This is a genomic window from Streptomyces sp. NPDC040622 (assembly GCF_055593965.1).
Map to the genome: position 1 here is coordinate 702,280 of NZ_JBVIXD010000001.1, position 14,048 is coordinate 716,327.

The window sequence follows — 14,048 nt, forward strand, 5'->3', positions numbered from 1 at the left end:
CCGGTGTCTCCGAAGGCAGGGTTGGGGGAAACCTCACACAATCAGCTATTTCTCTTTCCTCCCTCGACGAGCTGGGTGTCCCTTCTCCCCCCCCCTCCCTTCCCCCGCAACCGTTCATATGGCCTTCAGGACGGCTGCGTGGCCCAGCGTGCGTTTCCAGATCGCCATGAAATGTTCTGCTTTCTGGGCGAAGTGGGCATCATTGTGGCGGGCAAACTCCAGCTCGCGGCGGAGCCGCTCCTCACCACCTGTTGCCCTGTGATGGCGATGGAGATCCGGACGCAGGTAGAGAAGGTAGAGAAGCTCCCTGTCGGCACGCGGGCCGTAGAGCATTTCGGGACGCGAGGGTTGAGCCGAGTACGTTTCCTGCAGTGGTCTGGGTTCGGGCCCTTCAAACTCGTCCGGCAGAAGTGGCGCAACATTCAGTACGAACCGGCGTCTACCGATGTAGGCCACTGACACGCCCTTGCGGACACAGAAGTTGATGGCCTCGGCGGCGTAGTTGACAATCGGCTCACCGCGATCGTTCAGCGAAGTGTTGCAGACAATCGGCACGCCGGTTGACCTGTGAAAAGCAGATATAGCCTCGTACAGGAAGGCGTCGTCCTGACTGGTCAGTGTCTGAATCCGTGCGCTGCCATCCAGGTGCGCGATGGCCGGTACGCGTTCCCGGGAGCCGGCAGTGAGTTGGAACGTCTCCAGCATGAAGGGTGAACGGCGAGCCCGCTCGAACCAGTCAACTGCGTGTTCCTCCAGCACAATGGGGGCTACCGGCCGCCACCATTGTCGCTGTTTGATCTCGTTGAGTACCTTCTTGGTGCGCAGTTGTGTCGGGTCGCCCAGAAGACTGCGGTGTCCCAAAGCGCGCGGCCCCACCTCTGCCCTGCCGTCGACCCATGCCACGGGATGCGCCCGAAGGTCTGCGACAAATACCTCCTCGTCAAACTCGGTCTCTTCGATTATTCTGTGCTGCCAGCGTGATTTCGCGGCCGGCATCCGGAGATTTGAATCCCCTGCGTAGGGAAGCCCCGTCACGACCCGACGATCTCCAAGCTGCCCGTTCGCAAAGAATCCGAGAAATCCGATGCCGAGCGCCTGCCCGGAATCGTTGGCACAAGGCGGAATCAGCAGCGAGTGGAAGCCAAACCTGTCCATCATTGCCGAATTTGTGGGACAGTTTAGAGCGTATCCTCCTGTTATGGAGAGGCGGATATCCTCCGCGGCGGTGTCAGTGCATCGCAACAGTCCTTCGATGTTGCGATGCACGATTTCCAGCGAGGCTTTCTGGAGCACCTTCATGACGGCGCTCGCCACCACTTCACGGTGATCGAAGCCACTGAAATCCGCCGATGTGATGTCGAGTTCTCGCTCGGCCTGCGCCGTCAGTTCTCCGACGATCTTCCGACATCTGGCGAACAGTGAGAACCCGCCCAAGTACTCGTGCTCGAGCAGTGTGTCGAGGTCAACTTGCAGCTCTGCGGGGGTGGCCTCGGCGAGCGCCATCAGCGTGCCGGGTTCCATCGCGAAGTGTGCTTCAGCGGCATGCCACAAGGGGCCCGGAGACTCTACGGGCTGCAAGTCGATCTGCCCGTCCTTGACTACCGCTCCTGCGTACCAGTGATCACTGGTTACGTCATCTTCGAGAGTGAAGTCAGGCCCTCCGTCAATGGCGAGAGCAAGGATGGTCTCTTTTTGGAATTCATTCGCTGCAACACTGAATCCGGAAAAAAGGTGCGCCAGGCTGTGCCAGGGCAATCCTCGTCGGTCGATTTCGGGAAGCTGCTGTGCGCCCGTGAGCTCCGGGGTACCCCACACCGTGGACAGGTCGTCCCGTTTGAGGCCTTCCAGCCCCAACAGGTAGTCGATCACGTCATCTTGAGAAGTGGTGCCCCAAAGCGGCGTTCCGTGATGCTTGTGGCCGGAGAGCCGCTCGAGTTCCCAGTACCGGACGAGTGTGATCTCCTCCCCTGCCTGCTTCCACAGGGCCACGCTCTGATCGTGGCGAAGGCAAGTAAAGGCTCTGGGCCCAGGCGGGCTGAGATACGCGCTCAGGGCATAGGAGTGGGTCATGGGATCTGTCTCCTCGGGAAGCCTGGTCGGGCTGTCGTATTTGCTCATCCACTTCCGGCAGCGGACCGGTACCAGCGGCAAGTAGAAATAGGCTGCACATGATCACGGTTGTGCGTCGCACGCCGCGCTTCCAGGGTTGGCAGCGGGCCCCGGCCATCCCGGTGACGTGACTGCCGACGGGCCGGCGCAGCATGGAGCCAGGCCTGCTGCCCCGGCCCCAAGCCGACTGGGCTGGTTCCGCTCCAGCCGGACGCGCCTCTCAGCTCTCGTCGGTCGGCGCGCGTTGCGTGTCCGCCGACTGCCGGCCGCGCTCCTCGATCTGCCGGGCGAAGATCTGCCAGTCCTCTGCGTAGCCCTGCGCCAGGCTGAGCAGTGCGTCAACGCTGTGTTGGGGGATGCTGTCGACGATCTGCTGCCATTCCTCCGACCCAGAAGGGTGCACGGCGAGCATCCGCAACAGCGTCCGTCCCTTCTCCGTGAGTCGCAGTGACGGGTCGCGGGTCAGCCGGGCAAGCATCTGCTTGCGTTGCGCGGGCACGACTTTGCGAGTCCCGGCCTGGACCGGCTCGACGGGGACGGACACCCCGCGCCGCCCCTGGGGGATCACGTCCCGGCCGGACAGGACCCGCTGCCTGACGTCCCGGGCCGTTCCAAGAGAGATTCCCACCTCCCTGGCTATCTCCCGCAAGGAGAGCTGCCGACCACTCCGTATCAACTCGGCTGCCTTTGAGCGCCCTTCCGCAGCGCTCATCGGTCGGACCCGGCCGTCGCTGCCCACCCGGGTGGGCAGCGCGGGGACATTGTCCGTGGAGCGTCGGAGCGCCGCGATGGTCCGCGCGGCCAGCCCGCTGGCCTGTGCGATACGCCGATCGGACCATTGCGGATGGCTGCGCACGATGCGCCGGGCCGCGGTCATCCGGTCGCCGTGCTTCAGTGGCAGGCCGTGCTCCACGTTGAGCCGCACGGCCAGCACGAAGGCATCGGCTTCACTGCCCTCAAAGAAGCGCGCCTGGATGTACTCGTCACCGCGCAGTTCCGCTGCGCGCAGCCGGTGCCTGCCGTCAATCACCTGCATGGTCGGCCGGTGCACAAGAATCGGCGGCGTCTGTGTCCCAGACTCCGCAAGTCCTCGGACATGCTCCAGGTCCACGCCTTGTGAGCGCGGTGACGCGGAATGTCCCACGGTCACGTAGGTGAGTCTGAGGCTGTGGATGGGCAACGCATCCAGATCGGGCCGCTCTTTGGGAAGCTCCGGTCCAAACCCCGACCCCTGGCTCAACGGGAACTCAGCACCAAACCTTTCCTCGACAGTCCAGGAATTGCGCTCGCGGGCACCTGCTACCTGAGCCAACGCGCCTGCCGATGTCGTGCCCTCTTCCACGCTGCATCCCCTCCCGCTGTACCGCTGTTGACTGTTGTTACAGACCACTGAGAATCCGCCCCTCCCCGCTGCTGGCAACGCCAGTCGCGCTCTCGCCGATTTGGCGGGAGAAGAAGCGGATGCGGCGACGCGCTTTGATTCCACGGGCGGCGCTTGCTTGTCGACCACCGGGCCTGGAGCGTCTGGAATTTACGCGTCCTGTGCGACGTCGGGAATCGCGATCGGAAGCAGGGTGAAAATCACGTAAAGAGTGCTCGATCGTCAAGAAGAAGGAGTTTTTATGGCCTACGGATGACCTCCGCTTATCGGCCCTCTCTGATGATGCTTGACCGGACAAAACCACTCCGTCACCCCGTCCCCGCGAAGAAGTAACTCCCACCATGCAAGAGAGTTGCCCTGCCCTCCGATGTGGTTGACATGGTCTGTACCTTCCATCCCGCTGCCCTCAGGTTGAACACCTGGCGTCCGGGCGGGGGTGACGGGTCGTGATCCTTGCGGTGGCAGGTCGACAAGGGGTTTGCGCAGGAGGCGTGGGCGGAGACCGGTCGAGCAGGAGGAGTGTGCGCAGGGCCCCAGCGGGGCGAAACGCTGGGACCGGCAGCAGGATGGGGCGCGGTTGACCGGGGCTCGGCGGCGGTGAATGGCGGGCATGAACGGACTGGATACCGGCGGCCCCAGGGCGGGTGGGCGCGGACGGCGAAACAGCCGCCTTCGGACCTCGGCAAAGGAGTTGGGCCCAGTCACCGGCCTGCGGTCAACGCGTCCTGTTCTCAACCAGCCTTGGGGGCGCCGTTCATCTTCGCCCCTTCATGGCCTGGGTCAGTGCGGTCATTCCACGGGATGTGTGAGTTTTCACCGACCCACATGATATTCCCATCGCTGCGGCAATTTCTGCTTCCTTCTGTCCCAACCAATGGCGCAGGACGAGCGCCTCACGTTGCCTGGGGGGAAGCCTCTTCAGTGCAGATATGACAGATCGCCGATCCTCGTTGAGCATGGCGTTGTACTCGGCGGATGCCACCGGACTCACTGGTGACTCCACATGCTTCCGAACGACTTGCAAGTGCCGTATGCGCATTCTGGTGAGATTGCAGACAACGGATCGAAGGTAGGACTCAGCGGAATGCGTGTCCCGTAGTCCACGCCATTTGCGAAACAGTTGAAAGTATGCCTCGGCCACGATGTTCTCGGGGTCATCGGCGCCGAGCAGTGATGCGAGACGCAGCATGGACACGTAGTGTCGATCGAACAGCTTCCGAAGGCTCACCTCGCGTTCGGCGTGGGCCCTGGCATCTATCCCGGGAGCGTCGCTTCCCGTTGTGCGCTCCAGGGCCCTCCTACAGTCAGGGAGGGAAGTGATCTGCGGCGGGAGCAGATCCTCGCGTGACTGCTGCATCGGCGTCCGGGTCCTCTCTCGAAAATCCAGCTGACGGTCAAGCGTTGCGACAACGACCTGCCATCGGCGCCGCGGGGTGCTCCGATGTGGTCGAGGGGCACAATGGTGAAACGGCAAACGGAAGTCTGCGGTCCTCGCCTTCACGAGCACTTGTCGAGCCCTGCGACAGTGTGCGAACTCCAACTGGTGGGCGCGTTCGGATACGTCGGCCGCCACGCGTTTGGCCGGCTCGGGCCGCCTTCCGAACATTGCGGTGTCGACTTGGCCCACGTTCCTGGGCGCGAGTGGCACGGCCGGCCCGTCGGCCAGCACTGGGCAGCGAACGCTCGACACTCCGCCTGCCGGGGCTCGGTCGGGGAGTGAGGGGACGACGTGGCGGCGGGTCAAAGCCGTGTGCGTCGACCGCGGTCACGGCGGTGGTGGTCACGATGCCGGTCAGGTTGAAGTGCTCAGAAGCATCGCGCATCGCAGCGGCCACTCCCCCCACTCGGACCTCATCCGCCTCTAACCGACTCTGAATTGTGCGAGGAGTAGTAGTCAAGACATTTTCGGAGAGTGGAAGGGCCAGCCCCTTCGGACCTCGACGAGATGGCAGCTCTTGAGGCGGGGACCGTGGAGGCCGAGGGCGACACGATGGGGAGCGGTGCCGGCCAGCCGGCGGGCTTGGGCGGATTCCACCCGCTTCAAACGCACGGCTGGTGCGCAGGCGGGGCCGTCTGCTCAAGTAGGTGGGCCTAGTCCGCAGTTTCACGCTGGAGAAGATCGAGTCGATAGGTTCGCGGCGCGCTGGCTGGACCGGTCTTCCGCGGCGGAACCCATGGCCGCCGGCAGTCCGCCCGGGGCACGGGTGGTCTTCGCGACGACCGCCTTGGTGCCGCTTCGCTGGTGACGGGCTACTGCTGATTCCGCACGTCAGCCCGGTACTTCGCGAGGTTCCCGATCGGTTTGACGGGCCGCCAAGTGCACCAGTGGTGGCCGGGATCGCGAGCGGGGGGCGAGGTGCTCGGATCGGCGTGAGCACGAGCATGGTGAAGGTGGAGCAGAGTGTCGCCGAAGCGCTCGACACCGCCGAGGAAGTCGGCTCGCCAGGCGAAGTCGTTGTCCTCGCCGCCCCAGCCTTCGAATCGCTCGTCCAGACCGGAGAGCTGGTCGAAGAGCCTGCGTCGCACCCAAATGCATCCGCCGGGCGGTCGACGCATGAAGACCCCGCGGAGCGTCGCGTGGTCGACCGCGGGGCGCCCCATGGCGCATCTGAGGGCGACCGCGCGGTCACTGCTTTCCGGGTCGGCGAAGATGATGTCCCGGTAGGGCCAGTGCACTTGCAGAGTGAGGTCCTGCGTGAACCGGCCCTCGCCCCGAGAGAGGAAGTTCGTGTCCGGCAGGACATCGCCGTCCAGGATGCACACCAACTCGTCCGGACCGCCGCCGTGCACCACCCCACAGTTCACAGCCCAAGATTTGTTGAACGGGCCGGGATTGAAGGCGAAGAGGTAGCGGTCCGCGTGCGGCTCGAGGACGGTCTTCCAGCGCGGCGCGGCGGCGCTCTCCACCACCACGATCCGGTACCGGTCGCGCGGCAGCTCCTGGTCGGCGAGACCAGCCAGGCAGGCAGCCAAATTCCGGGCCCGGCCGTCCCGCGGGTCGTCGGCGCGGAACGGGATGACCACGGTGATCCGGGTGGGCGCGGTTCCCGGCCCGGTCCTGGATCCGTCCACCCCGCTCAGAATCTGCCCCACTGTCATGGCGTCCACGGCCGGTTGGGAAGCCAGCTCCTCGCCCAGGTGCAGGCCGAGCCGGGTGGACCGCTCGATCACGTCCAGTGCGGCCGTCAGCTCCCTGGCCAGCCAGGACTGCTCTGCCAGCACCTCGGCCAGCGCCAGGTTCAACCGCCGGTGTGCAGCCGTGTCTTGTGGCGCACGTGCCACCTCCGCCAGCGGGTCGGCGAGTCGCGACTCACCGCGCAGCAGCCCCACCACCCGTTCGTGGTCGGGCCGGGTCCAATTCCACCAAGGCCAGCAGGTGCTCTGCGCCTGTGGATCGAAGGCCATGGCGGTGCAGTCGGCGAGGAGACGGGCTGTGCGTGAGGCGCTGCGCAGGACGATCAACTCCTTGGGAGGCCCGGACGGGCGGTGGTAGTCACAGACGAGCTGTCGCGCCAGAGAACCGGGACAGACGTAGTTCGGTGAGCGGGGAGTATTCGTCCGGTCACAGCGCTTGGAAGACGCCGTCGGGTTCGGCGTCCGTCCTCAGCTTCAGCACCTCGCACGGTGCGGGACCGCATCGGGTAGTCGCCGGGAGCCGACCGCGAGCGGCCGCAGCCGAGTCGGCGTCCACCCCGGACCGCGCCTCGGTCGGCGCCCTGTCCGGACGGTCATCTTCCACCATGGGCACCGACATTCCATTTCCGGTGTTTCGGCACGCAGAAAGAAGCGAACCATCCGGAGACCCGAATGCTCTCTGTTTGTCAATAGCGTGCGGATGCAACGGGCAAGTCCGTGGCTGAACGTAGCGCTCAGATAAAGGGGCGTCCGAGGATCTGTCAACCGTCGGCCGCCCGGCGCCTCAGGGAGGCTCATCCTGAGCTGCGAATACGGGTGTACAACTGTGCAAGTCCGCACTTGTACAGGCGTTCTCCAGCGACCTGTTGGGCTAGCCATCCTGTATATCCGGTCTGCTACGGTGCGACGAAAGTAGACATGGATGCGGTCTGTCGTTGCTCTGAGATAGAAAGGTGCTGAGATGAGTGCGCTTCAGGGCGCTTCTATCCTGGTGACCGGTGGTTCCGGGTCTTTCGGTAAGGCATTCGTCCATCATGTGCTGGCGACCAAAGACCCGGGCTGTATCGTCATTTACTCGCGGGACGAGCTCAAGCAGTACGAAATGCGCAACGCGCTGGCCTGCGATGGGCGGGTACGTTTTGTGCTCGGTGACATTCGTGACCAGCAGCGGCTATCCCAGGCGATGGGCGGCATGGACTACGTTGTGCATGCGGCGGCCCTCAAGCACGTGGACACCGCGGAACGTTTTCCGACCGAGTATGTGAAGACCAATATCGACGGTTCGCGCAATGTCATCGATGCCGCTCTGGGGAATCGGGTAAAGAGTGTTGTTGCCCTCTCCACCGACAAGGCCAACAGCCCGATCAACGTCTACGGCGCCACCAAGATGGTGGCCGACAGACTCTTCACCTCGGCTGGCGCGACGCTTGCCGGGGAGACCAAGTTCTCCGTGGTGCGCTTCGGGAACTTCATGGGCAGCAGGGGCTCGGTGGTGCCCTTCTTCCGGCAGCTGGCCGCCGCCGGCGAGAGCTTGCCGATCACCGACAAGCGAATGACCCGGTTCTGGATGACTATCGAGCACGCCGTCACCTTCCTGGTGGACTCGTTCGAACTCATGTCCGGTGGCGAGCTCTTCGTGCCGCGCATACCAAGTCTGCGAATCATGGATTTGGCCGAGGCGATCGCGCCGGGGGCGACTACCTATGAGATCGGCGCTCGACCGGGCGAGAAGCTGCATGAGGAGATGATCGTCGGCGAGGACAGCCATCGGACCTTCGAGTCCGGCGACCGCTACGTGGTCATGCCCGTCATCCGAGCCGCAGATCAGGAACCGATGCCCGAGTGGCGGCCGGTTCCGCAGGAGTTCGCCTACCGCTCGGACTCCAACGACAGCTGGCTGTCGGTCGAGCAACTCAAGGCCATGCTGCATCACACTGAACACTGAGTGAACCGGACAGGCATCTGGCAACCCTGTCGTGCCGGTACTCGCCCCCCCGACCGTCACGGAGCGGCTGATAAAGGAGAAGCATGCCAGAGATCCTTTTCCTGACGCGGGGCCACGGATTCGGCCACGCCGCCCGCGATTTGAGGGTGATTGAGGAATTGCGTCGGCGGCCAGGCATCTCGATTCGCGTCATGGCCAACGGCAGCGCCCTGGACTACTACGAGATGCATGGAGTGTCGTGCACCCCCTTCACGCTGCCCGACGAGGGCTTCGGTGAGGCCGCGGCGAAAGCCGTCTGGAAGGCGCTGGCCAGGGTGCCCCGCCCCGATCTGGTGGTCTCGGACGAAATCATGTGGGCTCTGCCGTACGCCCGCACGATTTGGAAGCGGCCCTGTGTGATGCTGCTCTGCGCGCTCTGGACGGAATATGGGATGCCGGATGCGGACGGGTTCTTCGACACGGCCGACGAGGTCATGGTGCTCGACTTTCCGCAGAGTCGGCGGCAGGAGTACAGCACTACCGCGCCGCTCAGCTTCCCCGGTCCGATCGTGCAGTCCTTCACCGCTGAACGCAGCGTCGCCCGCGCCAGATTGGGTCTCGACGAGGGGGACCAGGTGGCGGTTCTGAACCTGGGCGGGATGAACACCCGGCCGGAGAGCAGACGCATGGCGGCAGCTGCCATCGGAGCCTGGCGCGAGTACGGAGAGCGCGGCGCCCGACTCCTGGTGTTGGCTGACCGGCCTTCTGAGCCGGTCCCGGCCTTCGACGGCGCGGACAGCCGCGGCGGGACAGTCATCTGGGCCGGGGTCACCTCGGAGCCCGAGACGTACTACCGGGCGGCCGACGTGGTGCTTAACGACGCAATGGGCTCGACTGTCTGTGATCTGGCCTGGAACCAGGTGGCCACAGTCGCGCTGCTGGACGAGGCATCGGCGAGCGGTTTCCCGAAGACCTTCCCCGGCAGGATTCGGCACCTGACAGCGGCCGGCCTGATCGAGACGGCACGGGTACACGAGGGACCCCTCGCAGTCTGGCAGGCCATCGAGCGAGCAAGGAATTGCTCGGTGACGTCGGACAACAGGGCTTTGGACGCCTTCGGGTGGAGCACAGGTGAGACGATCGCGCGCCGCCTGCTCGATCTGCTGGACGCAGGCGAGGCGGAGCGGATCGAAAGATCTGGCCTGTCCGCGGACAGGCCCGTACGGTAGTCGGCGCAACGGGGCGAGCACCGGGATCATGCGGATCCCGGGGCGAGGGGGCAGTCCTCTGTATGGGGCAGGGGTGGAGCGACCCGGGCGACCCGGGGTTTGCGGCGCACCACTCGCGAGCGGCTGGCGGGCAACAGCGGTTCGTCGGCGGGCCGGCGGCCGGAATCCGGCCGGTTCGGGAATCATGCGCAGCGGCGCTCTCGCCAGGCTCATGCTGACCTGCGCACACCTCGCTCCCGGGGACCGGCGCAGCGCCCAGCGGGAGGCCAGGGCTGCCAGCGCCAGGGTGGCCTTCGTCATCCCCGAGACGTCTCAGATGCACTTGCGGCTGCCACCGCCGAACGGCAGGTACGCACCGCAGGCCACGTCCTGCTCATGCTCAGGCAGCCACTGGTTCGGCTCGAACGCCTCCGGCTCCGCGAAGAGACCGGGGATCCGGTGGATGACGTGGGGGCTGATCAATCCATCCGTCCCGGTCGGCAGCCGGTGCCCAGCGGACGGCGCCCACAGGGCAGGGCGTGCCCGAGCAGGGGGGAGCCCGCCGGGGGCGATGCGGAGGCCATGACCGCCTCCTCACTGGAGGGGTACGTTGACGTCGTTCACTGCGGCCTGGCCGCGGCGATCACCGGTCACGCAGACGAAGTTGCCACGGTCGTAGGAGTAGAAGTCGTTGACGATGGCCAGACCTCGCGTGGTCATCCGGGCGGCGAGGCCCGTCTTGGCGTGTTCGGTGAACTCCGGTTTCCGGTAGATCGGGTAGGACATCTTCATCCAGAAGTTTACGCCGACGTCGGTGACCCGGAAACGGAAGTACTGCTCGGGCGAGGTGGTGCAGAGCACGTGCTGGATCGGCGAATCGCGGGACATGTGGTCGCTGGTGATGAACGCGCGGGCCCCGGCGACCGACGCCGGTCGAGGGACTCGTGGGTGGTGAGGCCGGCGGTCATGAGTTCCTCCTGGGGGTCGTGTGGGCGCGGTGGCGCAGGGCGGTGGTGGCGTCGGCGGTGGTCAAGGGCAGGGCGTCCAGAGCCCGCAGAGCCTGCCGGTGGCGGTCGTCGATCATGCGCTCGACGTACCTGTGGGCGCCGGTCGCCGCGAAGAGCGCGCGTGCCAAAGAGAAGCGCGCCCGACGCCGGAAGGCGTCGGGCGCGGGAGGCCGACCGTGGGCCTCAGGTGTCGGGAGGAGGTGTCGTGAGGCCCGGGCGTACCGGGTCTCAGACGTCCGCGCAGTCGGGGCACAGGCCGCGGTACGTCATGACGGCGGCCGAGACGGAGAAGCCGTACCGCTCGCCGGGCGGCAGGTCGGCCAGCGGGTCGCCGTCGGGGCGCACGTCACGGATGGTGCCGCACCCCGAGCACACCAAGTGCTGGTGGGGGCGGTGCCCGTTGGGGTCGTAGCGCATGGCGCGGCCGTCGGTGGTCACCTCGCTCACCTCGCCGAGCGAGACGAGTTCGCCGAGGGTGTTGTAGACGGTGGCGCGGGAGATCTCCGGCAGCCGGACGGTGGCCTGCGCGAGCACCTCGTCGGCGGTGAGGTGGACGTGTTCGCCGTCGAGCACCTCGGCCACCACGCGACGCTGGGCGGTCAACCGCCAGCCGCGTACGCGAAGTCGTTGCAGCAGGTCACTCATGACCACCAGCCCTCACTGTGCGTCGTTGCGACGATTGATTCCCTGCGCGCCTGTCTGTCGTATTGACTTGGACTAGGTCCATCGTAGGATCGGTTCCGGCTGACAGCCAAGGGTCAGGGCAACAGCAGGAAACGACGCGTGACATGGAGCGAACACCACGTGACGTCTGGAGGGGGGTCCGGCCGACCCCGCATCCCGGTTCCGCCGCACGAGGGCCCGAACCTCGACTGTTCCACCACCCTCAGCTCTTGAGCACCGTGATCCGCCCCCTCCGGAAGGATTCCCATGACTGAGAACCACGACGCGATCGTCACCGACCCCGAGCCGGCGGAGGCAGAAGGCTGCCCGGTCGCGCACGGGCGCGCGCCGCACCCGACGCAGGGCGGCGGCAACCGCCAGTGGTGGCCGGAACGGCTGAACCTGAAGATCCTGGCGAAGAACCCCGCCGTGGCCAACCCGTTCGGCGAGGAGTTCGACTACGCCGAGGCGTTCAACTCCCTCGACCTCCCGGCCGTCAAGCGCGACATCGCCGAGGTCCTCACCACCTCGCAGGACTGGTGGCCCGCCGACTTCGGCAACTACGGCCCGCTGATGATCCGCATGGCCTGGCACAGCGCGGGCACGTACCGCATCAGCGACGGCCGAGGCGGCGCCGGTGCCGGCCAGCAGCGCTTCGCCCCGCTCAACAGCTGGCCGGACAACGCGAGCCTGGACAAGGCCCGCCGACTGCTGTGGCCGGTCAAGAAGAAGTACGGCAAGAACATCTCGTGGGCCGACCTCATGGTCCTCACCGGCAACGTCGCCCTGGAGACGATGGGCTTCGAGACCTTCGGCTTCGCCGGCGGCCGCGAGGACGTGTGGGAGCCCGAGGAGGACGTCTACTGGGGTCCCGAGACCCAGTGGCTCGGCGACGAGCGCTACACGGGCGACCGCGAGCTGGAGAACCCCCTCGGCGCCGTCCAGATGGGCCTCATCTACGTCAACCCGGAGGGCCCCAACGGCAACCCGGACCCGATCGCCGCCGCCCGCGACATCCGTGAGACGTTCCTCCGCATGGCGATGAACGACGAGGAGACCGTCGCGCTGATCGCCGGTGGCCACACCTTCGGCAAGACCCACGGCGCAGGCCCCGCGGACCACGTCGGCGACGACCCCGAGGCCGCCCCCATGGAGCAGCTCGGCCTCGGCTGGCACAGCACGTACAACACGGGAGTCGGCAAGGACGCCATCACGTCCGGCCTCGAGGTCACCTGGACCGAGACGCCGACGCGGTGGAGCAACCTGTTCTTCAAGAACCTCTTCGAGTACGACTACGAGCTCTCCAAGAGCCCGGCGGGCGCCCACCAGTGGGTGGCCAAGAACGCCGAGGCGACCATCCCGGACGCGTTCGACTCGTCGAAGAAGCACCTCCCGACGATGCTCACCACCGACCTGTCGCTGCGCTTCGACCCGATCTACGAGCCGATCTCGCGCCGCTTCTACGAGAACCCCGAGGAGTTCGCGGACGCCTTCGCCCGCGCCTGGTACAAGCTGACGCACCGTGACATGGGTCCCGTCGTCCGCTACCTCGGCCCGGAGGTTCCCTCCGAGGAGCTGCTGTGGCAGGACCCGCTGCCGGCGCGTGCGGGCGAGCTGATCGGCGCCGCCGACATCGCCGCGCTCAAGGAGCAGGTCCTCGGCTCGGACCTCACGGTCGCGCAGCTCGTCTCGGTCGCGTGGGCGGCGGCCTCGTCCTTCCGCGGCAGTGACAAGCGCGGCGGCGCCAACGGCGCGCGCATCCGCCTCGAGCCGCAGCGCGGCTGGGAGGTCAACAACCCGGACGACCTCGCGGCGGTGCTGCGCACCCTCGAGGGCATCCAGGAGTCGTTCAACTCCCGGGGCGGCAAGCAGGTCTCCCTCGCCGACCTGATCGTGCTCGCGGGCACGGCGGCCGTCGAGCAGGCAGCCAAGGACGGCGGTGTCCAGGTCGAGGTGGCCTTCTCGCCGGGCCGCGTCGACGCCGCGCAGGACCAGACGGACGTCGAGTCGTTCGCCGCGCTCGAGCCGACCGCCGACGGCTTCCGCAACTACGTCGGCAAGAGCAACCGCCTGCCGGCCGAGTACCTGCTGCTCGACAAGGCCAACCTGCTGACCCTGAGCGCGCCCGAGCTGACGGTCCTCGTCGGCGGTCTGCGCGTGCTCGGCGCCAACCACGCACAGTCGAAGCACGGCGTCCTCACCGACCGGCCCGGCACGCTGACGAACGACTTCTTCGTCAACCTGTTGGACCTGGACACGACGTGGAAGTCGACGTCCGAGGCCCAGGACGAGTTCGAGGGCCGTGACGCGTCCGGCGCGGTCAAGTGGACCGGTACGCGCGCGGACCTGGTCTTCGGCTCGAACTCCGAGCTGCGTGCTGTCGCCGAGGTGTACGCGAGCGACGACGCGAAGGAGAAGTTCGTGAAGGACTTCGTCGCGGCGTGGTCCAAGGTCATGGACCTGGACCGGTTCGACCTGGTCTGAGGGATCTGAAGGTTCGAAGGTGAGGGGGCTGTGCCGGCCGTGGCCGGCACAGCCCCCTCACTTCTCCCCGCCCGGGTGTCCCCGGTGGGGAGGAGGCGTCTTTCGGCCGATGTCGATCGTCCGGCCAGACCATGCCC

General features: G+C 66.2%; 10 protein-coding genes. 3 read left to right on the forward strand and 7 right to left on the reverse strand.

Going from position 1 to position 14,048, the window contains the following annotated elements; genetic code table 11:
- Window positions 1–114: 114 nt before the first annotated feature.
- The 4 genes from ACZ592_RS03055 to ACZ592_RS03070 all read right to left on the reverse strand — a co-directional run bounded on the left by ACZ592_RS03055 (window position 115) and on the right by ACZ592_RS03070 (window position 6,952).
- Window positions 115–1,989: a carbamoyltransferase C-terminal domain-containing protein gene (locus ACZ592_RS03055; protein ID WP_471579729.1), complete on the reverse strand. Its 1,875-nt coding sequence runs from the start codon at window positions 1,987–1,989 to the stop codon at window positions 115–117.
- A 340-nt stretch (window positions 1,990–2,329) separates the two neighbouring features.
- Window positions 2,330–3,145, reverse strand: coding sequence for a streptomycin biosynthesis protein (locus tag ACZ592_RS03060; RefSeq protein ID WP_471579730.1), 816 nt, complete (start codon window positions 3,143–3,145; stop codon window positions 2,330–2,332).
- 1,099 nt (window positions 3,146–4,244) lie between these two features.
- A complete protein-coding gene (locus ACZ592_RS03065; RefSeq protein ID WP_471579731.1) occupies window positions 4,245–4,847 on the reverse strand; it encodes a sigma-70 family RNA polymerase sigma factor in 603 nt (200 codons plus the stop codon).
- 893 nt (window positions 4,848–5,740) lie between these two features.
- On the reverse strand, window positions 5,741–6,952 hold the full coding sequence (locus tag ACZ592_RS03070; RefSeq protein WP_471579732.1) for a glycosyltransferase family 2 protein: 1,212 nt from the start codon (window positions 6,950–6,952) through the stop codon (window positions 5,741–5,743).
- Window positions 6,953–7,586: 634 nt separating this feature from the next.
- On the opposite strand from ACZ592_RS03070, the gene pseB reads away from it, so the two are divergent.
- Both pseB and ACZ592_RS03080 read left to right on the forward strand, forming a co-directional pair.
- Entirely contained in the window at window positions 7,587–8,570 is a 984-nt protein-coding gene (gene pseB / locus ACZ592_RS03075; protein ID WP_471579733.1) for a UDP-N-acetylglucosamine 4,6-dehydratase (inverting), read from the forward strand.
- Window positions 8,571–8,653: 83 nt separating this feature from the next.
- Window positions 8,654–9,778, forward strand: coding sequence for a hypothetical protein (locus ACZ592_RS03080; RefSeq protein WP_471579734.1), 1,125 nt, complete (start codon window positions 8,654–8,656; stop codon window positions 9,776–9,778).
- A 312-nt stretch (window positions 9,779–10,090) separates the two neighbouring features.
- On the opposite strand, the gene ACZ592_RS03085 is transcribed toward ACZ592_RS03080, so the two are convergent.
- The 3 genes from ACZ592_RS03085 to ACZ592_RS03095 all read right to left on the reverse strand — a co-directional run bounded on the left by ACZ592_RS03085 (window position 10,091) and on the right by ACZ592_RS03095 (window position 11,409).
- Window positions 10,091–10,330, reverse strand: coding sequence for a cytochrome P450 (locus tag ACZ592_RS03085; RefSeq protein ID WP_471580002.1), 240 nt, complete (start codon window positions 10,328–10,330; stop codon window positions 10,091–10,093).
- 21 nt (window positions 10,331–10,351) lie between these two features.
- Window positions 10,352–10,645 carry a hypothetical protein gene (locus tag ACZ592_RS03090; RefSeq protein ID WP_471579735.1) on the reverse strand — a complete coding sequence of 98 codons (294 nt, stop codon included), beginning with the start codon at window positions 10,643–10,645 and terminating at the stop codon, window positions 10,352–10,354.
- Between the two features lie 347 nt (window positions 10,646–10,992).
- The gene (locus tag ACZ592_RS03095) at window positions 10,993–11,409 is read right to left on the reverse strand and encodes a Fur family transcriptional regulator (RefSeq protein WP_471579736.1); all 417 of its coding nucleotides are present in this window, start codon (window positions 11,407–11,409) and stop codon (window positions 10,993–10,995) included.
- A gap of 285 nt (window positions 11,410–11,694) precedes the next feature.
- On the opposite strand from ACZ592_RS03095, the gene katG reads away from it, so the two are divergent.
- The gene (gene katG, locus ACZ592_RS03100; protein WP_471579737.1) at window positions 11,695–13,911 is read left to right on the forward strand and encodes a catalase/peroxidase HPI; all 2,217 of its coding nucleotides are present in this window, start codon (window positions 11,695–11,697) and stop codon (window positions 13,909–13,911) included.
- Window positions 13,912–14,048: the final 137 nt, after the last annotated feature.